The 25,180-nt window shown below is 70.9% G+C and carries 27 protein-coding genes and 4 pseudogenes; 13 read left to right on the top strand and 18 right to left on the bottom strand.

All coding sequences use genetic code 11. From position 1 onward, the window contains the following. Window positions 1–114: 114 nt before the first annotated feature. Window positions 115–498, bottom strand: a complete 384-nt coding sequence (locus tag ACZ7M2_RS29435) for a hypothetical protein (protein WP_471597847.1) — start codon at window positions 496–498, stop codon at window positions 115–117. 367 nt (window positions 499–865) lie between these two features. On the opposite strand from ACZ7M2_RS29435, the gene ACZ7M2_RS29440 reads away from it, so the two are divergent. Continuing rightward, complete coding sequence (locus tag ACZ7M2_RS29440; RefSeq protein WP_471597848.1) at window positions 866–1,405, top strand: hypothetical protein; 540 nt, start codon at window positions 866–868, stop codon at window positions 1,403–1,405. A gap of 112 nt (window positions 1,406–1,517) precedes the next feature. On the opposite strand, the gene ACZ7M2_RS29445 is transcribed toward ACZ7M2_RS29440, so the two are convergent. Continuing rightward, complete coding sequence (locus ACZ7M2_RS29445; protein WP_351431277.1) at window positions 1,518–1,904, bottom strand: hypothetical protein; 387 nt, start codon at window positions 1,902–1,904, stop codon at window positions 1,518–1,520. Window positions 1,905–2,122: 218 nt separating this feature from the next. On the opposite strand from ACZ7M2_RS29445, the gene ACZ7M2_RS29450 reads away from it, so the two are divergent. After that, the gene (locus tag ACZ7M2_RS29450) at window positions 2,123–2,821 is read left to right on the top strand and encodes a TMEM175 family protein (RefSeq protein WP_471597849.1); all 699 of its coding nucleotides are present in this window, start codon (window positions 2,123–2,125) and stop codon (window positions 2,819–2,821) included. An 84-nt stretch (window positions 2,822–2,905) separates the two neighbouring features. On the opposite strand, the gene ACZ7M2_RS29455 is transcribed toward ACZ7M2_RS29450, so the two are convergent. Beyond that, complete coding sequence (locus ACZ7M2_RS29455; protein ID WP_471597850.1) at window positions 2,906–3,847, bottom strand: DUF5996 family protein; 942 nt, start codon at window positions 3,845–3,847, stop codon at window positions 2,906–2,908. 84 nt (window positions 3,848–3,931) lie between these two features. Then, the gene (locus ACZ7M2_RS29460; RefSeq protein WP_471597851.1) at window positions 3,932–4,117 is read right to left on the bottom strand and encodes an Arc family DNA-binding protein; all 186 of its coding nucleotides are present in this window, start codon (window positions 4,115–4,117) and stop codon (window positions 3,932–3,934) included. 47 nt (window positions 4,118–4,164) lie between these two features. Here ACZ7M2_RS29460 and ACZ7M2_RS29465 point away from each other — a divergent pair, with 47 nt between their 5' ends. Both ACZ7M2_RS29465 and ACZ7M2_RS29470 read left to right on the top strand, forming a co-directional pair. After that, a complete protein-coding gene (locus ACZ7M2_RS29465; RefSeq protein ID WP_471597852.1) occupies window positions 4,165–5,328 on the top strand; it encodes an RNA-guided endonuclease InsQ/TnpB family protein in 1,164 nt (387 codons plus the stop codon). Between the two features lie 269 nt (window positions 5,329–5,597). Beyond that, on the top strand, window positions 5,598–6,452 hold the full coding sequence (locus ACZ7M2_RS29470) for an NmrA/HSCARG family protein (RefSeq protein WP_471597853.1): 855 nt from the start codon (window positions 5,598–5,600) through the stop codon (window positions 6,450–6,452). A 328-nt stretch (window positions 6,453–6,780) separates the two neighbouring features. Here the strand turns inward: ACZ7M2_RS29470 and ACZ7M2_RS29475 are convergent, their stop codons facing one another. The 4 genes and pseudogenes from ACZ7M2_RS29475 to ACZ7M2_RS29490 all read right to left on the bottom strand — a co-directional run bounded on the left by ACZ7M2_RS29475 (window position 6,781) and on the right by ACZ7M2_RS29490 (window position 8,645). Further along, window positions 6,781–6,951 (bottom strand): hypothetical protein, encoded by a 171-nt coding sequence (locus ACZ7M2_RS29475; RefSeq protein ID WP_037652668.1) that lies wholly within the window; start codon window positions 6,949–6,951, stop codon window positions 6,781–6,783. 123 nt (window positions 6,952–7,074) lie between these two features. Beyond that, window positions 7,075–7,615, bottom strand: a pseudogene (locus ACZ7M2_RS29480) (transcriptional regulator). Between the two features lie 175 nt (window positions 7,616–7,790). Then, a pseudogene (locus tag ACZ7M2_RS29485) lies at window positions 7,791–8,283 on the bottom strand (transcriptional regulator); the annotation flags it as partial. Continuing rightward, window positions 8,283–8,645, bottom strand: a complete 363-nt coding sequence (locus tag ACZ7M2_RS29490) for a hypothetical protein (RefSeq protein ID WP_471597854.1) — start codon at window positions 8,643–8,645, stop codon at window positions 8,283–8,285. The gene ACZ7M2_RS29490 and the pseudogene ACZ7M2_RS29485, both read right to left, overlap by 1 nt. On the opposite strand from ACZ7M2_RS29490, the gene ACZ7M2_RS29495 reads away from it, so the two are divergent. Then, window positions 8,644–9,378 (top strand): hypothetical protein, encoded by a 735-nt coding sequence (locus tag ACZ7M2_RS29495; protein ID WP_471597855.1) that lies wholly within the window; start codon window positions 8,644–8,646, stop codon window positions 9,376–9,378. The genes ACZ7M2_RS29490 and ACZ7M2_RS29495 overlap by 2 nt on opposite strands. Before the next feature lie 118 nt (window positions 9,379–9,496). Next, complete coding sequence (locus tag ACZ7M2_RS29500; protein ID WP_471597856.1) at window positions 9,497–9,640, top strand: hypothetical protein; 144 nt, start codon at window positions 9,497–9,499, stop codon at window positions 9,638–9,640. A gap of 58 nt (window positions 9,641–9,698) precedes the next feature. Here the strand turns inward: ACZ7M2_RS29500 and ACZ7M2_RS29505 are convergent, their stop codons facing one another. The 3 genes from ACZ7M2_RS29505 to ACZ7M2_RS29515 form a co-directional block, all read right to left on the bottom strand. After that, entirely contained in the window at window positions 9,699–10,622 is a 924-nt protein-coding gene (locus ACZ7M2_RS29505) for an RNA polymerase sigma-70 factor (protein WP_471597857.1), read from the bottom strand. A gap of 80 nt (window positions 10,623–10,702) precedes the next feature. Then, entirely contained in the window at window positions 10,703–11,086 is a 384-nt protein-coding gene (locus tag ACZ7M2_RS29510) for a DoxX family protein (RefSeq protein ID WP_471597858.1), read from the bottom strand. Between the two features lie 40 nt (window positions 11,087–11,126). Continuing rightward, the gene (locus tag ACZ7M2_RS29515; RefSeq protein WP_471597859.1) at window positions 11,127–11,600 is read right to left on the bottom strand and encodes a carboxymuconolactone decarboxylase family protein; all 474 of its coding nucleotides are present in this window, start codon (window positions 11,598–11,600) and stop codon (window positions 11,127–11,129) included. A gap of 423 nt (window positions 11,601–12,023) precedes the next feature. Between ACZ7M2_RS29515 and ACZ7M2_RS29520 the strand changes: the two genes are divergently transcribed. After that, on the top strand, window positions 12,024–12,845 hold the full coding sequence (locus ACZ7M2_RS29520; protein WP_471597860.1) for a maleylpyruvate isomerase family mycothiol-dependent enzyme: 822 nt from the start codon (window positions 12,024–12,026) through the stop codon (window positions 12,843–12,845). A gap of 30 nt (window positions 12,846–12,875) precedes the next feature. Here ACZ7M2_RS29520 and ACZ7M2_RS29525 read toward each other — a convergent pair whose 3' ends face one another. Further along, window positions 12,876–13,412 (bottom strand): hypothetical protein, encoded by a 537-nt coding sequence (locus ACZ7M2_RS29525; protein WP_471597861.1) that lies wholly within the window; start codon window positions 13,410–13,412, stop codon window positions 12,876–12,878. 298 nt (window positions 13,413–13,710) lie between these two features. Between ACZ7M2_RS29525 and ACZ7M2_RS29530 the strand changes: the two genes are divergently transcribed. Together ACZ7M2_RS29530 and ACZ7M2_RS29535 are read left to right on the top strand one after the other, a co-directional pair. Then, window positions 13,711–14,223 carry a GNAT family N-acetyltransferase gene (locus ACZ7M2_RS29530; protein ID WP_099925061.1) on the top strand — a complete coding sequence of 171 codons (513 nt, stop codon included), beginning with the start codon at window positions 13,711–13,713 and terminating at the stop codon, window positions 14,221–14,223. A gap of 49 nt (window positions 14,224–14,272) precedes the next feature. Next, a pseudogene (locus tag ACZ7M2_RS29535) lies at window positions 14,273–14,998 on the top strand (transposase family protein). Between the two features lie 19 nt (window positions 14,999–15,017). Here ACZ7M2_RS29535 and ACZ7M2_RS29540 read toward each other — a convergent pair. Continuing rightward, the gene (locus ACZ7M2_RS29540; protein WP_471597862.1) at window positions 15,018–16,898 is read right to left on the bottom strand and encodes a glycoside hydrolase family 15 protein; all 1,881 of its coding nucleotides are present in this window, start codon (window positions 16,896–16,898) and stop codon (window positions 15,018–15,020) included. A gap of 326 nt (window positions 16,899–17,224) precedes the next feature. After that, a pseudogene (locus ACZ7M2_RS29545) lies at window positions 17,225–17,461 on the bottom strand (serine hydrolase); the annotation flags it as partial. 160 nt (window positions 17,462–17,621) lie between these two features. On the opposite strand from ACZ7M2_RS29545, the gene ACZ7M2_RS29550 reads away from it, so the two are divergent. Both ACZ7M2_RS29550 and ACZ7M2_RS29555 read left to right on the top strand, forming a co-directional pair. Continuing rightward, a complete protein-coding gene (locus tag ACZ7M2_RS29550; protein ID WP_471598170.1) occupies window positions 17,622–18,098 on the top strand; it encodes a hypothetical protein in 477 nt (158 codons plus the stop codon). Window positions 18,099–18,100: 2 nt separating this feature from the next. Next, the gene (locus ACZ7M2_RS29555) at window positions 18,101–18,847 is read left to right on the top strand and encodes a hypothetical protein (RefSeq protein ID WP_471598159.1); all 747 of its coding nucleotides are present in this window, start codon (window positions 18,101–18,103) and stop codon (window positions 18,845–18,847) included. Window positions 18,848–19,030: 183 nt separating this feature from the next. Here ACZ7M2_RS29555 and ACZ7M2_RS29560 read toward each other — a convergent pair whose 3' ends face one another. After that, window positions 19,031–19,261 (bottom strand): response regulator transcription factor, encoded by a 231-nt coding sequence (locus ACZ7M2_RS29560; protein WP_470059153.1) that lies wholly within the window; start codon window positions 19,259–19,261, stop codon window positions 19,031–19,033. A 309-nt stretch (window positions 19,262–19,570) separates the two neighbouring features. On the opposite strand from ACZ7M2_RS29560, the gene ACZ7M2_RS29565 reads away from it, so the two are divergent. Beyond that, on the top strand, window positions 19,571–22,132 hold the full coding sequence (locus ACZ7M2_RS29565) for a SpoIIE family protein phosphatase (RefSeq protein WP_471597863.1): 2,562 nt from the start codon (window positions 19,571–19,573) through the stop codon (window positions 22,130–22,132). Between the two features lie 26 nt (window positions 22,133–22,158). Here the strand turns inward: ACZ7M2_RS29565 and ACZ7M2_RS29570 are convergent, their stop codons facing one another. Next, complete coding sequence (locus ACZ7M2_RS29570) at window positions 22,159–23,394, bottom strand: PP2C family protein-serine/threonine phosphatase (protein WP_471597864.1); 1,236 nt, start codon at window positions 23,392–23,394, stop codon at window positions 22,159–22,161. A 46-nt stretch (window positions 23,395–23,440) separates the two neighbouring features. On the opposite strand from ACZ7M2_RS29570, the gene ACZ7M2_RS29575 reads away from it, so the two are divergent. Further along, the gene (locus ACZ7M2_RS29575) at window positions 23,441–23,623 is read left to right on the top strand and encodes a hypothetical protein (RefSeq protein WP_471597865.1); all 183 of its coding nucleotides are present in this window, start codon (window positions 23,441–23,443) and stop codon (window positions 23,621–23,623) included. A gap of 236 nt (window positions 23,624–23,859) precedes the next feature. Here ACZ7M2_RS29575 and ACZ7M2_RS29580 read toward each other — a convergent pair whose 3' ends face one another. Further along, a complete protein-coding gene (locus tag ACZ7M2_RS29580; protein ID WP_471597866.1) occupies window positions 23,860–24,450 on the bottom strand; it encodes a hypothetical protein in 591 nt (196 codons plus the stop codon). Window positions 24,451–24,602: 152 nt separating this feature from the next. Beyond that, window positions 24,603–25,067: a DUF1153 domain-containing protein gene (locus ACZ7M2_RS29585; RefSeq protein ID WP_471597867.1), complete on the bottom strand. Its 465-nt coding sequence runs from the start codon at window positions 25,065–25,067 to the stop codon at window positions 24,603–24,605. Window positions 25,068–25,180: the final 113 nt, after the last annotated feature.

Genomic DNA, 25,180 nt, shown 5'->3' on the forward strand with positions numbered 1-25,180 from the left:
GAGCCGGGCGCCGGTGCGGCCGGTGCCGGGCGTGGGGAGGGGGGGGGTGTTGTCCCCCCACCGCAGCCCCCCCACCGCCGGGGACGACGTTCTTCAGCCCGGCCCTAGCGGCTGCTATTCATTATTGTTGTCGTCGTTGTTTCCACCGGTTTTGATGAACTTGACATTCTTGGTCGTCGTGATGACCTTCTTGATCACGACACCCTTGGAATTCTTGGTTATTTTGATCTTCTTGGTGATCGTGGTGATCTTGAGGCCGTTGATGGTCAGTTCCTTCTTGACCGTCGTTTTGGTGATGGTGGTCGTACTGTTCTTGACCAGCCCCGCGATCTCGGCGGCCTGGTGACCCTGGTGGCTTGCCGTGACCGCGGCCACGGGCCCGGTGTGCGGCGTCGCCGGGGCGGCGAAAGCGCTGGAGGGCATCAGCGCGCCTCCTGCCGCCAGGGCGGTCGAGGCGGCAAGCATCACAAGGCGCTGAGTACGGGAAGTGCGGGTCATGGGAATTCTCCTCCGTGAGAAATAATCAGGGTTTCCGAACAGTCCTGACAATTCGCGGCCATTCGGTGAGGGCCAGCTGCTGAACGGGCCCGCATCTCCATTAGGCACCGGCGGACGAAAGGAGTCATGCCCCTGGAATGCGTGGCAGGAGAACTCGGGACTTGACGGGCGACGGCAGCTCACGGCAGCTCTGCCGCGGACGCGCGGCACATCATGCGGCACATCAAGGGGCCCGGAGCCGGGGCGGAACGGGTGCGGGCTAGCCTGGCAGTTCCGGGCCGGATCATCACCGGCACCTGACCGCCCGATGCCGGCGGAGCACCCCCGCCGCTGTCCGCCCGGGACGGACGAGAACGGAGCAGCCGACGTGAGCGACGCCCAAGCCAGCACTCAGGAAGGAGCCGCGGCACCGGTGGCCGGTCTGCCCGATCCGGCCGGTCTGCCTGATCCGGCCGATCTGCCCGAGCGGATACGCCGGCACCGGCGCCACACACTGGAGCTGCTCACCGTCTGCGCCCTCGGCCTTGTCCCCTGGACGGTCCTGCTGGCGATGACGCTGCCGTCCGTGTACGAGGTCCGCCAGTGGCGCGTGACGTGGGTCGGATTCGACGCCCTGCTCATGGTCGCGATGGCGGCCACGGCGCTGCTCGGGTGGCTGCGGCACCGCGCTGTGATCGTGTCGGCGACCGCGACGGCGGTGCTGTTGATCTGCGACGCGTGGTTCGACGTGTCGCTCGCTTCCGGCACCTCGGGGGTGTGGCTGTCGGCGGTGCTCGCGGCGTGTGTCGAACTGCCGCTGGCCTTCTACCTCATCCGCCGGGTGATGGGGATGATCTCGTTGGCCCAGTGGCCCACCGCCAAGGCCGCCGCCGACACCAGCGGGCAGCCGGGCCGCCCGGACGCCTGAACTCGCCCTGCCTTCCCGCCGAGGAGACGACATGATCGGGCACGACATGGCATGGCAGGCCCTGACACATGTCCCGTCAGGGCCTGAACTCCACGCGGTGACCCGCTAGGACCTAGCGGTAGCAGTCCTGCACCGGGTCGGTCTCGCTGTAGATCGCGGTGTCCTTCATGAATCCCAGCTGACCGTTGTCGGCGACGGTCATCAGCCAGCGGGTCGGGTGCGGTCCGCCGACCCAGGCCTGGCCGTCTTCCTTGCAGTAGAACCAGCTCGGGTTGGAGTACATGTAGCCGACGATCTTGCCGGGGTCGGGGTAGGAGTGGTTGTTGCCGATGATGCCGTAGACGGGCGCGCCCGACACGTTGTTGCAGTACCACCTGATGCCGCCGTCGTTGGTCCAGCAGCCCGCGGCGGCATCGGCGGACGGAGCCGCCACCGCGCCGAACCCGACGGCCAGCGCCGCTGTCGCCAACGCCGCGCCGATCTTCCTGTGAGCACGCATGCATTCCCCCGCGTTGTCGTGTCACCGTGCGGTGACCGGATCAAGGTGCGTCGAGGCACGGTGTGCTGCGGCCACTATGCCGAGCACGGGCCGCCCAGGTCGATCAGTTCGATCCTGATGGAATCGTGACCCCCGTGCGGGGCGCGGCCTTGGCCGTCTCCGGGGGAAACGCTCCCTGGTTGCGCGTGCGGGAGCGTGCGGTGCCGGAGGCTGGGGCGATGACAGAACCTGTTCACGGACCGGACGGCCCGGATGGACCGGGAGGAGGGGCGACGTCGTTCGGGGTGGAGCGCGATCCCGCCCGGGTGGTCGCGTTCAGCGACGGCGTCATCGCCATCGCCATCACACTGCTCGTCCTGGAGATCCGCCCGCCGCACGACACCCGCCACTTGTTGCACGGCCTCGCCGCACTCTGGCCGTCCTACCTGGCCTACGTCCTCACCTTCATGCTGATCGGGCAGGTGTGGGCCAACCATCACCTCATGTTCGACCACATCCGCAGCGCCGACCGGGTGGTGCTCTTCCTCAACACCGTGCTGCTGATGGACGTCGCGCTCCTGCCGTTCGCCGCCTCCGTGCTGGCCGAGGCGTTCCGGGACGGACACGGGCAGCGCACCGCTGTCGTCTTCCACGGCACCGCCTTCGCACTCCTGGCCGTCTTGTTCAACGTCATCTGGGGGTACGTCCGCCATGACCGCCGCCTGCTCAGCACCACCATCGACGCAGCCGGCGTGGCAGCCATCAGCCGGCGCTTCCGGCTCGCCCTTGTCTGGCTCGCCACCGCAATCCTGCTCGGCGCCCTGATTCCCGTCCTCGGCGTGGCCGTGATCGCCGCCTTCATCCTCTACTTCTGGCATCCCATCGCGGGCGAGATCGCCGAAGCCAAGCGCCGGCGCCGGCGTGGACACCGGACGTGACCGCCGGCGGCCGCGATCCCGCAGCGAACACGAACCCTCCGGCCGCGTACCGAGAGCGCACCCACCCCGCACACGGCCGCCCCTCTACCTGCGCTGTCGCCACCGGTTCGGGTCCTCTTCCAGAGCCGCCCGGTCCCAGCCGCCGTGCTCCGCGGCGGCCTCGTAGGTCGTGTGCAGGAAACCGGCCACTGCCCGGTCCGGGTCGGCCGCGCTGCGCACCGCCTCGTACGGCAGAAGGAACTGGCCGAAGTCAGAGCTGTAGAACGCGTCGGCCGGGGTGACCGGGTGGCCGGCGAAGCCACCCGGCTCGGGATAGGCGTACGCGTAGAAGGCTCCCTCTTCACCGCCGCCGGGCCAGAAACCACAGCTGCTCAACTCGCGGGAGTAGCCCTCCACCATCACCCAGTCACCGCAGTTCGGGGCCCCGCCGGGATGCGGCGGCGCCGCCCGTCCGGAGAACCTCGTGCAGGCCAGGTCCATGGCACCCCAGAAGAAGTGCACCGGGCTCACCTTGCCGGCGAAGTACGAGCGGAACTCCCCCATCACCCGGTTGGCCTGCAGCAGCTGCCGCCAGAAGAGCTGCGCGGCCCTGGGGTCGTAGGAAGTGTGCCGGTCGTCTTCCTCGAAGGGGATCGCCGGGTCCACCTCGTTGGGAGACGCCTGGATCTTCGTCTCGATTCCCAGCTCACTCAGGGCCCGCATCGTCTCGCGGTAGAAGTCGGCCACCGGCCTCGGCTCCAGGGCCACGCTGCGGTCGGCGCCGTCGCTGCCGCGGATGCGCAGCTGATGGTCGAGGAAGTCGAACTCGATGTCGAAGACCCCTGAGCGGTAGGGGATCGCCGACGTAGTGAGGCCGCGCGGGCTGACATAGAAGGTGACCTGCCACCAGTGATTGACCAGGGGCGCGTGGGCCAGCCGGATCTTGCCGACGATCTGGGTCCACATGTGCAGTGTGTCCCGGGTCTCGGTCCAGTCGGCGACACGCAGCCGCGGCCACGTCGTCCGCGACGCCCCATCGGAGATCACCCAGTACCTCCGAGGATGCCCCGGCCTTCAGGCCGGGGAGGAATCGGACCCCTGCGGAGCAGGGCAAGGAAAGACGAATCGCCGTCAGGGCGGTTCGTCGTCTCCGTCCACCGGACCGAGCGCGACCTCAAGCAGGTGGACGATCTCAGAGTTGAGGGACCGCCGGTCTGTACGTGCTTGCTCAACCAGCCGTCCATGGAGGTCCGTTGGAAGTCGAAGGGAGATTCTTCTCTCGTCAGCCATGCCAAAATGATGCCATGACGACACCATAAATATCGGAGGGCCCCGGGCATTCCCGGTACACGTGCCGGCTCCGCGTGTCGTCGACCGCTCGCACGGCACTGCTTGCCGAGTGGGACCGGTGCCGGTGGGTGTGGAACGAATGCGCCGCCAAGTCCCGCGCCGTGCACGCCCGCAATCGCGCACACCCGGGCGACAAGCTGACGTGCGGTCCGGCGCAACTCGACAAAATGCTCACCGAGGCCCGCGCGAAGACCCCGTGGCTGCGAGAAGGCACGAGCGTCCCCCAGCAGCAGACGGTCAGGGACTTCGCCAAGTCCCGCTCCAAGGCGCTGAAGGACGTCGAACGCCGTCTGCCGATGCGGCAGCGCGCGGGCATGCCCAGGCACAAGAAGAAGCGTGAAGCGCTGCCGACGCTGAACTACACCACCCGAGGCTTCCGGCTGAAGGGCGGCCGCCTGCACCTCGCCGGGGACATCGTCCTCACCGTGGTGTGGTCCCGCGAACTTTCCGCCGCGCCCAGCTCGGTGCGCGTATACCAGGACGCGGTGGGGCACTGGTGGGCGTCGTTCGTCGTGGCCACCGGACTTCAGCCGCTCCCTCAGACCGGTGCCGTCCTCGGCGTGGACTGGGGCGTGCAGGAGACCGCCACCACCACATCCGACGCGTACGACCTGCCGCATGCCGAGCACGGCCGGAAGGCACAGGCCAAGCTGTCGAGGTACGACCGGATGATGGCTCGCCGCAGGCCGAAGAAGGGCCGGGCGGCCTCGAAGGGCTACCGTGAGGCGAAGAAGTGGCGCGCGAAGACCTACACGAAGATCGCCCGGCAGCGGCAGGACACCGCCCGCAAGTGGGCCAAGTCCGTCGTCCGGGGACACGACGCCGTCGCTGTCGAGGACTTCCGGCCGAAGTTCCTCGCGAAGACCACCATGGCCCGCAAGGCGGCTGACGCCGCGATCGGCGCCACCAAGCAGGCCCTGATCGAGATGGGCCGCAAGCACGGGCGGGACATCCGCCTCGTGCACCCCGCGCACACCACCATGGACTGCGCATCGTGCGGAGCGAGAACCAAGCACGCACTTCCTCTTTCGGAACGTACCTACACCTGCACCGCGTGCGGAACCGTGTCCCCCAGGGACAAGAACTCCGCGCGTGTGATGCTGGTCCGGGCTGGTCTCATCCCGGCTGGTGTTGAGGGCGCAAGACCCCTGGGGGCGCTGCTCCCGGAGGCAGTCTGAGCCAGGAATCCCCTCCCTTCAGGGAGGGGAGGATGTCAAGGCCACAGCACACTCCTCTCCCGCCGGGACAGCCGGCCGACACCGACCACGCTGCCCTCAGCCGGGGAATCAGGCAACCCGGCAGGCCCCCGGCGCGCCTCACCGGCCACCGGACCGGGACGGTTGCATGCTCCACGAGCAACCGTGCGCCCGCATCGCAAGGAGTGATCCGGCGGCTCGGTCCCACCAGAGGCGGGGCCCTCCGGGGCCGACCGGAAGGAGCTTTCATCGTGAATGTCGACCAGTCGGTACTGGTTCTCGGGGCGACCGGAGGGCAGGGCGGCGCCGTCGTCAGCGCGTTGCTGTCCCGCGGCGCCGCCGTCCGTGGCCTGGTCCGCAACCCTCGATCCGCTGCGGCCCGGGATCTGGCCGCGCGCGGCGCCGAGGTGGTGGGCGGAGATCTCATGGACCGCGAGTCCCTCGCCTCCGCCATGCGGGGCACAGCCGGTGTGTTCGCGATGACCACGCCCTTCGAGTCAGGGCCGGCCGCCGAGATCGCACAGGGCCGGACCATTCTCGCCGCCGCCCGTCATGCTCGTGTGCCGCACCTGGTCTTCAGTTCCGTGGCGGGTGCCGACCAGGACACCGGCGTGCCGCACTTCGAGACCAAGGCCGTCATCGAGCGGGAACTGGCCGCGGGCGAGGTGCCCTACACGATCCTGGGGCCCACCTACTTCTTCGACAATGCCCTCGGCGGCGAGGACCGGATCCGCCAGGGGGTGCTCGATCTGCCCCTGCCACCTGACCGTCCGCTGCAGCAACTGGCGCGCCCCGATCTGGGCGAGTTCGCCGCCGCCGTCTTCGCCGCGCCCGACGCGTTCGCCGGGCAGCGCATCGAGCTGGCCGGCGACGCCCCCACGCCCGATGACATGGCGGCCGCGTTGAGCACGACAGTCGGTGTGACCGTCCGCCACAACGAAGTACAGCTCGACGAGATCGGCAACGACGACATGCGAGCGATGTGGGCATTCCTGCGTGGCCCCGGCTACCGCGTCGACCTGCCGGCGCTGCACGCCGCCCGTCCCCGTCTGCGCTGGACGTCGTTCGCCGACTGGGCCGAGAACGCCTTCGCAACGGCACCGTGACAACGGTCCTGCCGGTCCACTGAGAGGCGGCGCCGCCGTGTGCCGAGCTCGCGGCGTCGAGCCCTCAGCGCCTCTCCGCCTCGGCCTGGGGTGATCCACGCTCTGCCCGAGGCGTGCGGCCTGGTGTGCCCGGGAAGTCCGCCGTGTTGGAGGTGCGCGGTTCCGGGCGCGCACAGCGGGCCTCCCGGCCACACCGTTCTCCTGCCCCGCTCCCCCACCACCCGCGCCTCGGCGCCGGCATTTTCACGCAAGAGTCACATGCGTGCGGGGCGGCCCCGGACGTTGGCGTCCGGGGCCGCCCCGCACCAGGGGGTGGGACTGCCGTTCACTACCAGCGGTACCAACGGCCACGGCCGCCGCCGGTTCCGGCGGAACGCATGACGAAACCCAGCAGCCACACGGCCAGCACGATCACGGCCACGATCCACAGAGCCTTCAGCGCGAAACCGGCGCCGAAGAGAACCAGGGCAAGCAGAAGAACGAGAAGCAGGGGAACCATAGTTATCAACCTCCGAAGCAGCGAGTTCCCCGGCAACACCCCGCCATACACCCGAAGTTTATGGGTTTCTTATCCTTCGGCGCGGGAATGCGGTACCGCCCCGAATCCTTCACCAGTCCGGCTTCACCCGTCAGGCAGTCGGGCCTCCACGACGGCCTCGTTGATCCAGGCGTCGTCGAGGGCCTGGTCGTCGGCGGCGTCCCAGGCCTCGACGATGCGGTCCCAGTGACGGACGTTGAGGGTGCGGAACTCGACGACGCGGTGCTGGGGCCTGGTGACCTGGGACCGGTTGAGCGGGTGGAACTCCACGCGGGTCCCGCGGCCTTCCCGGTGGAGACGGCCGAGCAGGTAACGCGCGACGTTGCGCCGGCGCACCTGCAGGTACGCGCTCTCGATGTTGCCCAGGTTCTTCCTGGAGGGGCTCCGCCTGCCGTCCAGCCAGGCCTTCAGCGTCCGGCCGGTGACCGTCGGACCGCCCTCTCGGGCCGCGGCGCGGGCACGCTCCGAGCGGGTGAGGTAGTTGGAGCCGGGCGAGGAGGCCGCGCCGGGCGGTGACCGGGGTGGCGACGAACCCTGCGAGCGCGTCGAGTTGCCGGGCCACGGCCTCGTGGCCCTTGATGCCGCGAGCGCCGAATTTGCCGAAATCATTTTTCCTTTCCGGCATTTCGTCTCCTCGCTTTCCCGGCAGCCGACTTGACGGAGCCTCATCGTCGCGTATTTCAGGGTGAGTCACGAATACAGGATCGGGGCGGCAGTGGGCTTCGGTGAATTCCTGCAGTAGTGGTCCGGAATGGTTTTCCTGTCGTCCGGCACCGCTTTGGGGCCTACGGTGTCCGGGCGCGGAACTTCTCCAAGAGGTTCTCCGTCGCGCCGGAGGTGAACGACTCGTGGATCTGGGGCGGGTCGCACAGCCCGTACTTCGGGGAGGACAGGCGCAGCAGCAGGCGCAGGGGGGGTTCGGTGACCCGCAGGGGGCCTGGTTCGTCCCTGCTGCCCAGGGGGTTGGGGAGCGTGTGCTCGTGCTCCCCTGCCGGGGGTGTGATCAGGTGAACTCCGGCGCGGCTGCGGTCGTGCGGGAGGCCGGTGGTGTGTTCCAGCCGGCGGATCGGCAGGTGGGTCTTGAGCGCGGAGAGATAGGCGCCGTTGATGTCGGGCGCCGTCATCTCGTGTCGGCCCGCGGGGAGTTCGGGCCGGGTCCATGTCCGGGCGGGCCTCCCAGATCTCGTCCGCGCCGCGGGCGGACTGCTTGCGCGGGACGTCCGGGATCCAGGGGTGCGCCACGATGTCGTAGCGGCCGCCTTTGCGGGTGATGTCCAGCAGGGCCATCGCACTCACGCCGAGGGCGCGGGCCACTTCGGCGCGCGAGAGACCGAGGGCCGCGCGCAGGGCCCGCCGCTGCTCGGCCGGCGGGAGGGGGCGGGTTCGGCGGCGGCCGCGAGCAGTTGGCCGATCGCCTCGAAGTCGCATGCCGCTCCCGCGCCCCGGTGCGCGATGCCGGTGTCGTCGGCCCCGGTGGCGGTGACCGTCCAGGAGCAGCCGCGGTCGGTGCGGGTCCGCAGGGTGTGCGTCAGAGGCGGCAACATGTGTCCCTTGTGCTGGTGTCGATGCCTGCTGGCGGGGCTGGTCGGCATCGGCGCCCAGTGCATCGGGGCCTGTTCGAAGGGGCGGCCTTCACCGAGGACAATCGTCGCCATGAGTGACGGTACGGGTGATGCCGAAAGCCGCCTGGCGCGGATCGAGCGGCTGCTGGAGAGCGGTGAGCGTGAGGTGGCGCCCGCGTGGCGGCGGGCGACGCGGGGGGAGCCGCGCTGGGCGGTGACCGCGGTGATCCTGGTGGCGGTCGCTCTGCAGTGGATGCTGCCGCACCGGCTCGCCTTCCAGCCGTACTGGGCTTTGCCGGCTCTGGAGTTGGTGCTGCTGGCCGGTCTGATCGCGGCCAATCCCCGGCGGGTCGAACCGAGCACCCGGTGGCTGCGGTGGTGGGGGCTGGCTCTGACCGGTGTGGTCAGTCTGGCCAACGGCTGGTCGGCGGTCCGGCTGGTGGCGGGTCTGGTCAACGGCACCGAAGCGACGGAGGCCGGGCCGCTGCTGCTGACCGGCGGCGGTATCTGGCTGACGAACGTCATCGTGTTCGCCCTGTGGTACTGGGAGTGGGACCGCGGCGGGCCGATGGCGCGGGTCCGCGGCCGGAGTCAGTACGCCGACTTCCTCTTCGTGCAGATGCAGAGCCCGGAGACCGCGCCGCCGGACTGGGAGCCGGCGTTCCTGGACTACCTGTATCTGTCGTTCACCAACTCCACCGCCTTCAGCCCGACCGACGTGATGCCGCTGTCGCGGTGGGCCAAGATGCTGATGATGCTGCAGTCCTCGGTCTCCTTGGTGACGGTGGTGCTGGTGGTCGCCCGGGCCGTCAACATCCTCAAGTGACCGGGCCGCGTGGCCGCGTGCGGGCGAGTGGCGGCCGGTGCGTGTGTGCCGCGCAGGGGGCGGCGCGCCATGGTTCGGGTCGATCCGGGCACGCCACGGGGGTGATCGCTTCAGGCTGATGAGCGGAACAGCCACCGGTTCGGCGTCGGCGACACCGGCCTGGAGCAGTCCGCCCGTCACGGTCACGTTCGTCCGTATCGGCCAGGGCCTGTCGTCGTCTTCCCGCCGTCTGCCCGAAGGGCGGTCGGGAACCGCCCTGTGACCGCTGGCCGCTGACATGAGCTGCCGGCGGATGAGCCGGTCCGCGCCACGCACCGGGGTCAGTTCATCTGCCGGCGGGCCTGCTTCACCTCGCGGTCGACGGCCCAGGCGTCGGCGACCGGCCCGAGGTGGCCGAGCTTGTCGGGATTGATCACCGTGCGGATGGTCTGGATCTGCCCGTCGAGCACGTCGAGGGCCAGGGTGTGGAGCACCTTGCCGTCCCGGTCCCGGAAGATCGCGCCGGGCTGGCCGTTGACCTCGTGCGGCTCGAACCTCACGTCGATCCGGCTCATCAAGGGGAAGACCGTGCCCAGCACCCGGGCCACGTTCTGCGCGCCCATGACGGCCTTGGCCAGCTGCGGGGCCTTGCCGCCGCCGTCCCCGACCAGTTGCACGTCGGCGGCCAGCAGATCCCGCAGCCCGTCCACATCGCCGCTCTTCAGCGCGTCGAAGAACCGCCTCGCCAGCTCGTGCCGCTCCTGCCGGTCCGCTTCGAACCGCGGCCGCCCGGCCTCCATGTGCCGCCGCGCCCGCACCAGCAGCTGCCGGCATGCCGCCTCCGAACGCCCCACCGCCGCGGCGACCTCGTCGAACTCGAAGGCGAAGACCTCCCGCAGCACGAACACCGCCCGCTCCAGCGGGCTGAGCCGCTCAAGCAGCAGCAGCGCCGCCATCGACACCGAGTCGGCCAGCTCCACCGCCTGTACCGGATCCTGATACGGATCGCTCAGCAGCGGCTCGGGAAACCACGGGCCCACGTACTCCTCCCGCCGCACCCGTGCGGAGCGCAGCACATCGATGGAGATCCGTGTGACCGCGGCCGACAGGAAGGCCTTGGTCGACGTGGGCCGGGTCGACGAGCCGTCAAAGCGCAGCCATGTCTCCTGCACCGCGTCCTCGGCCTCGCTCACGCTGCCCAGAATCCGGTAGGCGATCGAAAACAGCAGCGGCCGCAGCTCCTCGAACTCCTCGACCTTGCTCACGCCGAACCCCCTTCCCTTGAACGCCCCGCATCCGGCCGCACCCGTCGGCGCAGGCATCTTCCGGTGCGCTGTGGCACTGGTCAGCCGCTGAAGGACTCGGGGCCGAAGCGGCCCCATGCCACGAATGCCGCAAGCACGAGATACATCAGGTTCAGCACCACATACGGGGATTCGCCGCGGCGGCCGTGGGTGATCATCGCACCGGCCATCAGCAAGATCCAGCACATGGCGGTCACCGGCGCCAGAACCGGTGCGATGCCGACCGCAGCGGGCAGGATCAGGCCCACCGCGGCCAGGAGCTCGAGGACACCGAGGGTCTTGACGAAGCCGGCGCCGGCGTCTTCGGTCCATCCCCCGCCCTGGACCGCGGCCAGTCTCTCCTTGGGCACGAACGTCTTGCTGATGCCGCCGGTCAGGGCTACCACGGCCAGCAGTCCGGCACCGATCCACAGTGCGAGGTTCATGAGGTCACCCTCCTGTTGCCCGGCATCTCCCCTCCACCTCTCAATGGAACTGCCCCGCCTCGTAGTTGCCGGCCGGCTGCCGGGTGATGATGTTCAGCCGGTTCACCGCGTTCATGAAGGAGACCAGGACCACCAGGGCGGTGAGCTGGTCCTCGTCATAGTGCTTGGCGGCATGCGCCCACACCTCGTCGCCGACCCCGCCGGCCGCGTCCGCGACCCGGGTCCCCTCCTCCGCCAGCTCCAGCGCGGCACGCTCGGCCTCGGTGAAGACCGTGGCCTCGCGCCACGCCGCGACCAGGTTGAGGCGTACCGGGGTCTCGCCGGCAGCGGCAGCCTCCTTGGTGTGCATGTCGATGCAGACGGCGCATCCGTTGATCTGGCTCACGCGCAGTGCCACCAGTTCCTGCGTCGCGGCCGGCAGCGGCGAGTCCTTGAGCGCCTTGCCCGCCGATATGAAGTACTTGAGGGCTTTTCCGGCGGTCGGGCCGGCGAAGTAGTTCACTCGCGCGTCCATCGCGTGCTCCTTGGTGGTCGTCCGTGGCTACACCCCCCGAGACGAGATAGCCCGACCTCCTGTGACACGGACCGATGTGACCCGCGTCTCCCCGCCGCCGGCGGCCGTGCGGAGAAGTTCGGCGAGGGTTCCCCACCACCTGCCCTTTCGCGGCGTCCCCGCAACACGGCCCGGAGCGAACGGACTTGGCGAACCGGCCGGCCGAACCGGCGTGGCGAACGGACTCGGTGAGGGCAAAGGCGCCGGGCAGGAGCGGCCGGTGCCGCGGACGGGGTCTGGTCCCGGCCGCGTGGTCCAGAGGCTTGTCGCTGCCTTTGTCACCTGGTCTTCTGTACGCCGGGGTGATCCGTGACGCGTGTTCGCCCGCCGGCTACGGGCAAAACCGGGCACCGGAACGGGAACGAGAAGTGAGGATGAGGCGGCGTGGAACCAGTGGCGGGACCGGACGTACGGGGCGCGGTGCCCGAGGGGCTCGGTGCGGCGATACGGGATACGGCCGAGGAGATCGCCGCACTGCTGCGCGCGGGCGCCGGCATGGAACGCCGGGTGCCGCAGTCGCAGTGGAGCGTCGGGGAGGCGGCCGCGCATCTGGCACTGGCCAACGAGCTGATGGCGGACATCGCGGCGGGACGTGCGCGCAGCTACGGGGACGGCACGCCGCAGAGTCTCGCCGCGGCCAACGAGCAGGCGCTCGCCGTGTTCGGTGAGCGCGGGGCCGAGCCGCTGGCCGGGATGATCGTGGAGCAGGCCGGTGCGTGTGTGAAGGCGCTGGAGGAGCGCAGCGCGCAGGGGACGGTGGTCACTCCGCTGGGCCCGATGGGACCGGATGTGCTGGGGTCGTATCTGCTCACGCACATGCTGGGACACGGTTACGATCTCGCCCGTGCGCTGGGGCGTGCGCACATGATCGACCGGGAGCGGGTGCGGCTGACGCTGCCGTTCTTGATGACGGCGATGCCACGGGTGACCGACACGGCCCGCACGGCCGGGCTGAGCGCCTGCTACGCGATCCGCCTGTGGGGCGGCGGCCGGTTCGGTGTGCGGGTGGCCGGGGATGCGGTGTCGGTCGATGAGCGGCTGCCGGGGCGTGCGGACTGCACCATCCTCATCGAGCCGGTCACGTTTCTCCTGATGGCACTCGGGCGCCGGGGCCAGTGGGGCGCCCTCGCTCAGGGCCGCATCCTGGTCGGGGGGCGCAAGCCCTGGCTCGCTCCTCGTTTCCCCGCTCTGTTCAAGGCGCCCTGAGCGCGACGGGCCGCGGCGGCCGGCTGCCGGTCACCTGGGCCGGGGGGCGGTGACGGCCGGGGCGGCGCCGAGGAGGCCGAGGAGGGTCTCGCGGTGGAGGTCCGCGATCGGGCCGAGGAAGTCCGGGTGGCGCAGCAGGGGGGCCGCGCGGTGGTCGCGCGGGCTGGGAATGGTCAGCCGGCGCGCGTCGCCCACGCTGTCGGGGCCGTGGTGGGTGGCGGCCAGGCAGGCGGCGGCCAGGACGGCGAGGTCGGCGTCGGCCAGCAGGCAGGCCGCCCAGCTGACGACGGTCTCGTCGACCTGGGTGCGCCAGGCGTGGGTGGCGTCCGTCAGCGGGGGTGCGTCGGCGCCGGTGACGAAGTCCAGCCGGCCGGAGCCGCCGGGGCCGAGCAGGTCCAGCAGTTCGGCGTCCAGCGCGGTGGGGTAGCGCAGGGCGGCGGCGATGGTGGCGGCGTGCCCTGCCTGGGCTTCGGCCAGGGCCTGGTTCAGCGGGCCGGCGGCCGGGGGGAAGGCCGACAGGAGCCAGCGTGTGGAGGCGGTGATGACGGGCGAGAGAGTGGTGGGCATGGTGGACCGTCCTGTGCGTGTGCCCGCCTGTCCTGGGTGTTCCGGTGTGAGTGATCCGGTCGCGGGCACTGCGCGCCCGGGCGGGGATGTGCGTGGCGGACAACGGTACGGCGGCCTCCTGCGGGGGCGACAGGAGCTGCGTCACAGCCAGGGACGGTGGGGCGGTGCGGCCAGGGGGCGGGTGTTGCCGCTCGGGGCGGCCGGGCCGGGCGCGGGGGCAGGCGGCGTCCTGGGCTGCTGGTGCCGGCCGGGTGTGCGCTCTGGACGAGTGGATCCGAAGGCGGGGATGATCAGTGGCATGCGGACGGTCCTGCGCGGAGCCCTGGTGACGCTTCGCCCGTCGACGGTGGGCGATATCCCGGCTCTGGCCGCGATCCGGACCACGCCTGAGGTGTACACGCGCTGGCGGGGCGGCGACGACCTGACGGCCGCCGTGACCGAGGACCTGGAAGATCCCGGGGCCCGGACCTTCGCGGTCGAGCACGGCGGCCGGGTGGTCGGCGCTATCCAGTGGGGCGCCGAGGACGAGCCGGACTACCGGCATGCCAACATCGACATCTATCTCGACCCGGCGGTGCACGGGCGCGGCCTTGGCACTGACGCCGTCCGCGCCCTGGCACGCCATCTGATCGATGATCACGGATACCGCAGACTGGTGATCGACCCGGCCGCAGACAATGCCGCTGCCATCCGGTGCTACCGCAAGGTCGGCTTCCGCCCGGTGGGCATCATGCGGCAGTACGAGCGCGGCCCGGACGGCAGCTGGCACGACGGGCTGCTGATGGACCTGTTGGCGGAGGAGCTGGAGTAAGTCCCACGTTCGGCTCCACCAAGGCGGCGAGGACCTCAACGATCCGTGCGTGACGACAGACCTTGAGAGCCTCTTGACCGCACTCTATGTGAAGATCGACGACGAGATCGCAGGTACGCGGTGGATGGGACGACCGCCCCAGCTCAGCAACTCCGAGCTTGTCTGCCTAGCGGTTGGCCCAGGCGCTGCTCGGCCACCATTCCGAGGTGCGATGGCTGCGCTACGTGCGCAAGCACCTGCTCGGCATGTTCCCGTACCTGCCGCAGCATGCTGGCTGCAACAAACGGCTTCGCTCGGCGCTTCCGCTGGTCAAGTGCATGATCCGAGAGTTGGCGATAGACAGCGACTTCTGGTTCGACAACCACTGGATCACCGACTCGACCCCGGTGCCGTGCGGGATGTCCCGTCCGACCGTGCAGCGTTCCCACCTGGCGGGCTGGGCCGGGTACGGCTCCTGCGCCTCCCACTCACGCTTCTTCTGGGGCCTGCGCCTGTATCTGGTGTGCACCCCGACGGGCATGCCGATCATGTGGGCTCTGGCCAACCCGAAGATCGGCGGACGTGAGGTGCTCGCCGCGATGCCGGAGGTTGATGCCCGACTCGTCACCAGCCGCGAGGGCATCCTGCTCGTCTCGGACAAGGGCTTCGCGTCCAAGCCGTTCGAGAAGGCCCTCGCCGAGTTGCCCAACGGATCCTGGCCATGGCTGCCACGATCTGGCACAACAACAAGACCCACGCACCGATCACCCGATCGCTGATTGCCTACGACCACTGATCACTTCGGAGCCACTCGTCTAGCCGAGCATGCGGTCGAGGTTGAAGGCGGCGCTGATCAGGGCGAGGTGGGTGAAGGCCTGGGGGAAGTTGCCGCGCTGTTCGCCGGTGTGGCCGATCTCCTCCGCGTAGAGGCCGAGGTGGTTGGCGTAGGTGAGCATCTTCTCGAAGGCGAGGCGGGCCTCGTCCAGGCGGCCCGCGCGGGTGAGTGCCTCGACGTACCAGAAGGAGCAGATCGAGAAGGTGCCTTCCTCGCCCTGGAGGCCGTCGGGGCTGGCCTGGGGGTCGTAGCGGTAGACCAGGGAGTCGGACACCAGGTCCTCGCCGAGGGCGTCGAGGGTGGCGAGCCATTTGGGGTCGGTCGGGGCGATGAACTTCGCCAGCGGCATCATCAGCAGGGAGGCGTCGAGGATGTCGCTGTCCTCGTACTGGGTGAAGGCGTGGCGTTCGGCGGACCAGCCGTGGCTCATGATCCGCCGGTAGATCGTGTCGCGGACGGCGCCCCAGCGGACCATGTCGGCGGGCAGGCCGCGGTGCCGGGCCAGCCGCATGGCGCGTTCGATCGCCACCCAGCACATGAGGCGGGAGTAGAGGAACGTCTTGCGGCCGCCGCGGGTCTCCCAGACTCCCTCGTCGGGCTGGTCCCAGTGGTCGCACACCCAGTCGACGAGCTCGCTGATGCTGTCCCAGTGGGCGCTGGAGATGGGCTTGCCCCACTTGTCGTAGAGGTAGAGGGAGTCGACGAGTGCCCCGTAGATGTCGAGCTGGAGCTGGTCGACGGCGGCGTTGCCGATGCGTACGGGGGCCGAGCCGCGGTAGCCCTCGAGGTGGGGCAGTTCGCGTTCGGGCAGGTCACGGCATCCGTCGATGCCGTACATGATCTGCAGGGGGCCGGTGGGTCCGCACGGGCCGTCGGGGGCGCGCTGGACGTGTTCGGTGACGAAGCCCATGAAGGCTTCGGCCTCGTCGGTGAAGCCGAGTCTGAGCATCGCGTACACGCAGAACGCGGCGTCGCGGATCCACACGTAGCGGTAGTCCCAGTTGCGTTCGCCGCCGATCTGTTCGGGCAGGCTGGTGGTCGGCGCGGCGACGATGGCGCCGGTGGGGGCGTAGGTGAGGAGTTTGAGGGTGAGGGCGGAGCGGTGGACCATTTCCCGCCAGCGGCCGCGGTAGCGGGAGCGGGACAGCCAGCGGCGCCAGTAGCGCACGGTCGCGTTGAATTCTCGTTCCGCCTCGGCGACGGCGCAGAAGCGGGGTGCCACGTCGCCGCCGATCTTGTCGATGGTGAAGACGGCCGCCTCGCCCTCGTGCAGTTTGAACAGGGCCCAGACGTCCGGGCCGTCGACCTCGATGGGCACGGTGGAGGTCAGGGCGAGGCGCAGCGAGGCGGAGGTGAAGACCGCCTGGCGGGCCTCGGCGTGCACGGTGTGGGGTGCGGTGCCGTACTCGAAGCGGGGGGCGACGCGGGCGCGGAAGGGGAGTGCTCCGCGGACACACACCACGCGGCGGATGAGGCGGTGGCGGTCGGCCTCGCGTGAGTCGTCGACGACGGGCATGAAGTCCTGGATCTCGCCGACTCCGTCGTCCGCGAAGAAGCGGGTGATCAGGACGTTGGTGTCGGGGAAGTAGAACTGTTTGGTGCGGGTGGGGACGTCGGGGGCGAGTTCGAAGGATCCGCCCCGTTCGGCGTCGAGGATCGAGGCGAAGACGCTGGGTGCGTCGAAGCGGGGGCAGCAGTACCAGTCGATGGTGCCGTTCGTGCCGACGAGGGCGGCGCTGCGCAGGTCGCCGATCAGGCCGTGCTCGGCGATGGGCAGGTAGCCGGGGGTGCCGGTGCCGCGGGGGCCGGCGTAGGTCCGGTCGCTGTCTTTCGCTCCGGCCTCAGGAGTCGCTTCAGCCACGTCAGCCTCCTTGGGCTTCGCCCGAGCCGCCCCCTGGTGTCCAGGCTAGGGCCTGTCCGGCGGATCAGGTCGGAGGGAAGTAACGGCGCCTCATCGGCGCAGGTGAGCGGGGTCTGGTGCGTGCGGCTGCAAGGCGGAGGAGGGAGTCGACGCGGAGCGTCGGCCAGTGACGACAACGCCGCAGAGGTGCGTGCCAGACCCCGCGTCTCCGGCATGATCCGCCGGACAGGCCCTGGCGAGTTGTCGCACCCGTGGGCCTGCGGAGCGGGGGCTGCGGCGGTACGCGCTCCTCTCCCCCGCACGCCGGCGCCGCCTCGCGGGCGTGGTCAGCGGGCCGCTGGCTGGGCGGGGAGGTTGAAGACGTGGCCCGGGGAGACGATCTTCGTGATCGCCTCGCCGAAGAGGGTGCTGGGCTCCGCGCCGTTGTGGTCGATGTCGGTGTTCAGCAGGACGACGAGGGTCGCCTGCGCCGCGGGGAGATAGACCGTCAGGGATTCGTAGCCGGGCAGGGAGCCGTTGTGCCCGATCCAGCCCTGGACGTCGAAGATGCCCAGGCCGTTCCCTCGGCGGGCGGCCCGGTGCCGGCTGCCGGCCGTTGGGTCGGGCCCGGTGCAACCGCCCGCCCTCCCTTGATCGTCCCCGCCCCGGGGGAACCGTGACGGGAGGGGATCACGTGGTGCGAGGTCACATACGTCTCGAGGACGAGGGCCGGGGGGAGATGAAGTGACTTTCCTGCTCTGCCTGCTGGTCGTCCTGGTCGCGGTCGTCTCCGGCGTGGTGTTCCTGGGCCGGGGACTGGCCTGTGTCTGGAGAGGCGGGCTCGCGCGCTCGCTCCGCGGTCTCGCGTACGTCATCGCGGCGGGCGCGGCCGTGATGTACGCCTGGGGAATGCTGTACGTCGCGGGCGCGGCGCTGGACGCGGAGGACGGCGGGGCAAACTCGTCGCCCATCCGGCCGTGCCGCACGGGCGTGCAGGAACGCGACTACTGGATCGACGACTACCACGTCTGGTGGGTACCGGTCCGGTTCGTGTGCCATCGAAGCGACGGGACCACCTACGACCGGGAGGTCCCCGGATACGTGAACCCGGCGCTGGCCGGCCTCACGGTCAGCGCAGTGGCCCTGGCCGTATACGCCCGGTCCGTGTCCGCCCGGTCCGCATCCGCCCGGCCCGCGGACGAGCGCGCGCGGAGGCCGTGAGCATGCTGGTGTTCTACGCCGTGCCGCTGGTCAGCCTCTTCCTGCTCGCGGCCGGATCCGTTGCATACCTCCTTTGGACGGCCCGGCGCCGTCCGTCCCGGCAGGCCCGCTGGGCCGTCATCGGCGCGGGTGTGGCGGTGCTCGGATACGCGGGGGCCGTGGCGTACGGGCTGGCCTTCGCCGATCCCGTGCAGGTGTGCGGCCAGAAGACCCTCGACAACGACTTCCCGCTGGTGCGCGTGCGCGTGGACGCCTTCCCGCCCGACGTCACCTGCTACTGGAGCGACTCGGGGGCCCATGGACCGTCGCACCCCACGGTCCTGGGCACGTGGGTCATGTGGGGGGGCACCGGGATTCTGGTCGTGGCCCTCTCCGTCATCCTGATCGGGCGGAGGTCGCGGGCCTCGCGCTGGGTGCGGGCCGGTGCGATCTGGTCGCCGCTGGTGGCCGCCATGATCTGGGTGACCGGTGTCGGCCCCGCGATGGAACTCTCACGGACCGAGCTCTACGACGAGTGCCTGCACGACAAGACGGTCCCGCCGGAAACCAAGCTGATCCGGATCGACGTACTGGACATCGAAAGAACGGCCTTCCCGCCCTCCCTCACCTGCACCTACTCCGACAGCGAGGCCGACCTCCTCGCACCCGAGCGGACCGGCCTGCTCGGGTGCGGCGTCGCCTTCGTGGCGTTTGCGGGGGTCGCCCTGTCCCAGGCCGCACGAGCGGGCCGGTCCAGGCCGGGCATGTGAGACGTGGCCGGGCACGGTCTTCCGGCACACCGGGGCGGCGCGGGGACGGCGCCGGGGTGCCGCTGCTGACGGGGCCGGGCCGAGGGGGGTTCGGCCCGGGCCGGTGAGCAGCGGCGGCGCGGCGCGGCGCTCACATCGCGGTCGCGGGGAGCGTGGTAGTCACGGTCTCGGGGAGCGTGGTGGTCAAAGGCCCATGGAGATGGCCAGCCGGGTGAGTTCGGCGGTGCTGTTGATGTTGAGCTTGGCCCGGATACGGCGGAGGTAGGCGTCGACGGTGTGCTTGGAAAGCCCCATGTGGCGGGCCGTCTGCAGGTAGGTGCGTCCTGCGGCGATATGTCGCAGCGTCTCCTGCTCGCGGGGGGCCAGCGCGGGGACGGGGGCTTCGGCGTGCGACGTGGCGAGTGTGAGGCTCATGGGATTTCCTCCGACGTGTCGGCTCGGTCGTCGCTGCTCACACCCTTGAAAGCAGGGGACATATGACCGAATAAGGCTTTTTGTCCGCTTTACATAAAGAGTGGCCGGGGGACTTCATGACGGTGTCCGCCGACTGTCACAGGCCTGTCACAGGCGATCCCCCGCGGGTTTGCCGCGGCGCGGTCACGGACGGGGCGGCGGGCCGCGCCCCCGGTGACGGCGCCGGGTTGGTGCTCCGTGCCCCCCGGGATCATGCTTGTCAGGAGAGCCCCCGGCCGTGCAGGTTCCCGAAGGGCGAGATGAGCGGCGATGGAGCGACTTCCCACCCATCCTGGTGAGCGGCCACACGAGTCGGACGCCTCCCCCGGTCCGGCCCGCACGGCCCCTCCCACCCCCCCTCCCACGGCCACCGCCGCCGTCGACGCGCGGGGCATCGTGACGGAGTGGAGCGAAGGCGCCCGGCAGTTGCTCGGCTACCCGCCCTCGGAGGTCGTGGGACAGCCCGCCGCCCGTCTGCTCGCCGACGACGCCGGCACGGCGGTGCTGCGGGAGGCGGCCGGACGGGAGCGGTGGAGCGGGACCGTGGCACTGCGGCACCGCGACGGCCGCCGGCTGCTGCGGGAACTGCTGGCGCACCGCCGTACGGCGGACGGCCCCGTCACCGAGTGGTTCGTGGTGTCCGCCGTGACCGGCACACCCGAGGGACAAACGCCCGCCGGCACGCCCGAAGGAGAAACAGCCGGGGGCGGGACGCCCGGGAACGAGGCAGCCGGAAGCGGGACGCCCAGAAGCGAGGCGCCCGGGGGCGAGGCAGCCGGGAGTGGTCGGCTGGGGGAATGGGCGTTTCGCCAGGCGCCCTGTGTCCTGGCCGTCTTCGACGCGGACCTGCGGCTGGTGCGGGCCAACGCCGGTATGGAGCAGGTGCTGTCACTCACCGAGGAGCAGATGCGGGGGCTGCGTCTGCCGGAGATCGTGCCGCATCCGGTGAGCGACGAGACCGAGGCGAAGATGCGCCGGGTGCTGGAGGGCGGCGGCCCGCAGCATCTGCGGGCGGGCGCAGGCCCCGCGGGCAGCGGGGCGGACGACGGCTGGTCGACCTCCCTCGTCCCGCTGGAGGACCCCGCCGGGCGCGTGCGCGCGGTGTGCCTGGCGGCGCACCAGCGGCTCCAGGAGCATCTCGCCCGGCAGCGGATGCTCCTGCTGAGCGAGGCCTCGGCCCGCATCGGCACCACCGCGGACAGCGGGCGCACCGCGCAGGAACTGGCCGACATCGCCGTCCCCCGGCTCGCGGACTTCGCCGCCGTCGATCTGCTGGACGCCCCCCGGCACGGTGGCGAGCCCTCCCCCGCCGCCCCGGCCAGGCCCCTCGCCGCGACCCGTAGCGCGGGGCGCTCGGTCCTCGAGGACGGCCCCACCGCCTCCGCGGCGGGCACAAAGATCCTCTACCCGGACCTGTCACCGGTGGCCCGGTGCCTGGCCCAGGGCCACGGCGCCCTGTACGACGCGGCCGATCCCGACCTCCTGCGGTGGGCGCGGCAGGACCCGGGGGCCGCCCGGCTCCTGGGCAGCGGAACGCACTCGGTGATGGTGGTGCCGATGCGGGCCCACGGCGCCACGCTCGGCGTGGCCCTCTTCGGCCGGCACCGGCGCGCGGAGCCCTTCGAGGCGGACGACCTGTGGCTGGCGGAGGAACTCACCGCCAAGGCGGCCGTCAGCATCCACACCACCCGCCGCGACAGCCGGGAGCACACCAGCACCATGACCCTGCAGCGCAGCCTGCTCCCGCAGACGCTGCCCGACCAGGGGGCCCTGGACATCGCCACCCGCTATCTGCCCGCCGGCACCCGGGCCGGTGTGGGCGGCGACTGGTTCGACGTCATCCCGCTGTCCGGTGCGCGGGTGGCCCTGGTCGTGGGCGACGTGGTCGGGCACGGCATCCGCGCCTCCGCCACCATGGGCCGGCTGCGCACCGCGGTGCGCACCCTGGCCGACGTCGACCTGCCGCCCGACGAACTGCTCACCCACCTCGACGACCTCGTCCTGCACCTGTCCGCCGACGAGGGCCACGCGGACGGTGCCGCCGAGAGTGCCGGGGGCATCGGCACCACCTGTCTGTACGCGGTCTACGACCCGGTCTCGCGCCGCTGCGCCCTGGCCCGGGCCGGCCACCCGCCGCCCGCCGCGGTCACCCCGGACGGCGCCGTGCGCTTCCTCGACGTCCCGGCCGGCCCGCCGCTGGGCCTGGGCGGCCTGCCGTTCGAGACCTTCGAGACCGAACTGCCCGAGGGCAGCCTCCTGGCCCTCTACACCGACGGGCTGCTCGCCGCCCGTGACCACGACATCGACGAGGCGCTGGACAAGATGTTCGCCGCCCTCGCCCGCCCCGCGAAGACCCTCGACACGGTCTGCGACAGAGTCCTCACCGCCATGCTGACCCACCGTCCCGACGACGACATCGCCCTGCTCGTCGCCCGCACCCGGGCCCTGCACGCCGACCGGGTCGCCGCCTGGGACCTGGCCTCCGACCCGGCCGTCGTCGCCCGGGCACGCAAGCACGCCACCGAGCAGCTGACCGCCTGGGGGCTGGACGACGCCGCCTTCATCACCGAACTGACGGTCAGTGAACTGGTCACCAACGCCATCCGCTACGGCCGGCCGCCCATCCAGCTGCGGCTGATCCACGAGGACTCCACGCTGACCTGCGAGGTCTTCGACTCCAGCAGCACCGCCCCGCACATGCGGCGCGCCCGGACCTTCGACGAGGGCGGGCGGGGCCTGCTGCTGGTCGGCCAGCTCGCCCGGCGCTGGGGCACCCGGCACGCTCTCACCGGCAAGACCGTCTGGGCCGAGCAGTCCCTCTCCCCCGGCTGACCGCCGCCCGCACGGGGCCGCGGCCGCTAAAGGCGCACGACGACCAGGGCGACGTCGTCGCGTCCGCCGCTGCTGACACCGAGACGGGCGAGCAGCGTGTCGGCCAGGCGTTCGGGAGCAAGACGGGTGTGGCGGGTGAGGGTGTCGGTGAGCCGGTGCAGGCCGACGTCGATGTCCTCCCCGCGGCGTTCGACCAGCCCGTCGGTGTAGAGCACGAGGGTGTCTCCCGGGGTGTAGGGCAGTTCGGCCTGGGGGCGGGACATATGGCGGGGGCGGGCGCCCAGCGGGGGGTCGGTGGCCTGGTCGAGCAGGTCGAAGGAGCCGCCGGGGTGCACCAGAACGGGCGGGAAATGGCCCGCGCTGCTGTAGCGGATGCGGTGGCCCCGGTTGTCGATGACGACCTCGACCGCGGTGGTGGCCAGCGCCCCTTCCACCGAGCGGGCATACAGGCCCAGCACCTCCAGCGCTCTGGCCGGCTCGTGCAGGGCGCGGACCGCCGCGGACAGGGCGCTGCGGAGCATGCCCATCGTCGCGGCGGCCTCCAGGCCGTGCCCGACGACGTCACCGACGGCCACGGCGAAGCCGCCGGGCAGGTCGACGACGTCGTACCAGTCGCCGCACACGTTCAGGGACCCGGCGGCGGGCAGGTAGCGCACCGCGATGTCCTGGTGGCCCGCCAGGTCGGGCGACTGCAGCATGGCCTCCTGCAGGGTGACGGCGATCTGGCGTTCCCGGGCGTGTGCCTTGCGCAGTTCCTCGTTCAGCTGCTGCAGTTCGCGCGCCCGCGCATACAGCTCGGCCTCCATCGCCTCCCGCTCGCCCAGCACGCTGATTCTCTGCGCGCGCTGGGGGCGGGACAGGACGAACTCGGTCACGTCCTCCACCCGGTGGATGATCCACTGCACCTGTCCGTCCGGCCCGAGCACCGGGGTGTTGATCGGCGACCACCAGCGCTCCTCGAACTCGCCCGGACGGTCGGCGACGGGGATGTCGTACTTCTGCACCGCCATGGTGTCCGGTTCCTTCGAGCGCAGCACCCAGTGCAGGGAGGCGTTCAGATTCCGCACCCCGTCGGCGACCGGGTCCGCGGGATTGTCGGGGAAGGCGTCGAACAGGTACCGCCCGATCAGTTCCGTCCGGGGGCGGCCGGTCGCCAGGAGGTAGGCCCGGTTGACGTCCACGATCACCAGGTCGCGGCCCAGCACCAGATACGGGCTGGGGGTGGCGGCGAACAGCGCCCGGTAGTCGATCCGCTCCCTCACCACGCGCGCTCCCTACCGCCCCGACGTCACGGTCCTCACCCCGCCCATGAATCCACTCGACCACGACACGGGGCCGCCCGCGCTGCGGGACCGGCCGGTGAGGCCGGCGAACACCCGGCGCCGCCGTCTGCGACGGGATCAGCTCCACGGACACACCGCCAACGCCGACCACGTCGGCGCACTCAACATCGCCATTAGGGCCAGGCTGGTCCTTCCCGCCGCGGCCTAGCCACGACAGGAGAAGCCCCCCGGATTTATCCGGGGGGGGGGAGGAGTCACCGAAGGGTGGCTCCTTTGGCGTGCATGCCGAGGACGAGGCGGTCCGCCCCGCCTGCAGACCAGCCGCGATCACGCCTTCGACTGAGGTTGCGCGGGGAATGCCGCGGAAGGGCCGTCAACAGGAGTTCCGGGGCAACGGGCCCGCTCGAGCGCGATGCGAAGACCGGCGCAAGCGGAGGAGAAACGTCAGCCGGCGCCGCCGGTGCCGCCGCGGCCGCCCGTGCCGCCGCTCTCACAGCCGAGCCCGAGGCAGATCCCGCCGGTGCCGCCCTTGCCGCCGCGGCCGCCGTCACCGGTGCCCACCGCGGCTCCGCCCGTGCCGCCGGTGCCGCCGTTGGCGCTGCCGCCGCAGATCCCGGCGCAGATCCCGCCCTTGCCGCCGATACCGCCCTCGCGGCCCGGCGCGCCGGTCGTGCCGGTGCCGCCGTTGGCGCTGCCGTTGCACAGCCCGGCGCAGATCCCGCCCTCGCCGCCGTTGCTCCCGTTGACGGTCCCGTTGCAGTTGCCCGCACACACCTGGTCGCCGATCCGCACGTTGCCGTCGCCCACCTTGATGGTGCCGAACTGGCCACTGCCGAACTGGCCGCTGGTGAACTGGCCGCCGCCCGGCTGGGCGCCGTCGGCGGGGAGCTGCCGGGCGGCGGCCACCACCGCCGTATGGCTCTGCGGCACCGGCGCGGCCATCGCGGCCGGCGCCAGCGCGCCAGCCGCCACACCGGCGGTCAGGGCGGTCGAGACCGTGAGACCGAGACGGACCTTCCAAGAACGCATACGCATGACATTCCTCTTCCCAAAGAATTATTTTCCGTACCGCGGTTTCCGCTGTATCGAATAAACCCGATCAAGGGCCTCGTCGTCACGGCCCGTGAATTCGGGGCTTGACAGGAACGCCCCGGCCCGCACCGGGCCGGGGCGTCAGAGAAAGTTCCTCAGGAGCCGAAGAGGGAATTCAAACCCATCAGCGCGGCCCAGTCCCCGTCGCGGAACTGCTTGTCCCAGGTGTCGAACTCCTTCTCGGAGATCTTGTACTTCTTGGCGACGTCGGCCTTCTTCGCCTGCCCGGACTCCACGGTCAGCACGATCCGTATCTTGTCCACGCCCGTGAGCTCCGACTTGGGCTTGTCGGGCAGGTCGTCGAACTTGAAGCAGCCGAACTGGCCGGGCTTGCCGGGCTCCCCCGGCTGACCGGGCTCACCGCCCTTGCCGCCTTCCCCTCCCTTGCCGCCTTCCCCGCCCTTCCCGCCATGGCCGCAGTGGGACGGGTCGGCCGGGGCCATCTGGCTGGTGCCTGTGGTCACACCCGGCGCCGCCTGGGCTGCGCACGCGGTGCCGGTGGCGAGGGCCACCGAGACCACCGCCAGGACGAGCGGACGCTGCCAGCGAGTTCTGGACATGGGGGTTCTCCGTTTTCCTTGAGCGAAGTTGTGGTTCTGCGGGCGCAGCGCCGGCCGTCCGGCTCCGCGTCCTGGTCAATGGGGGTGCGGGAGTGAGGGGGTGCGGGAGTGAG

It is taken from the genome of Streptomyces sp. NPDC111507, assembly GCF_055638955.1.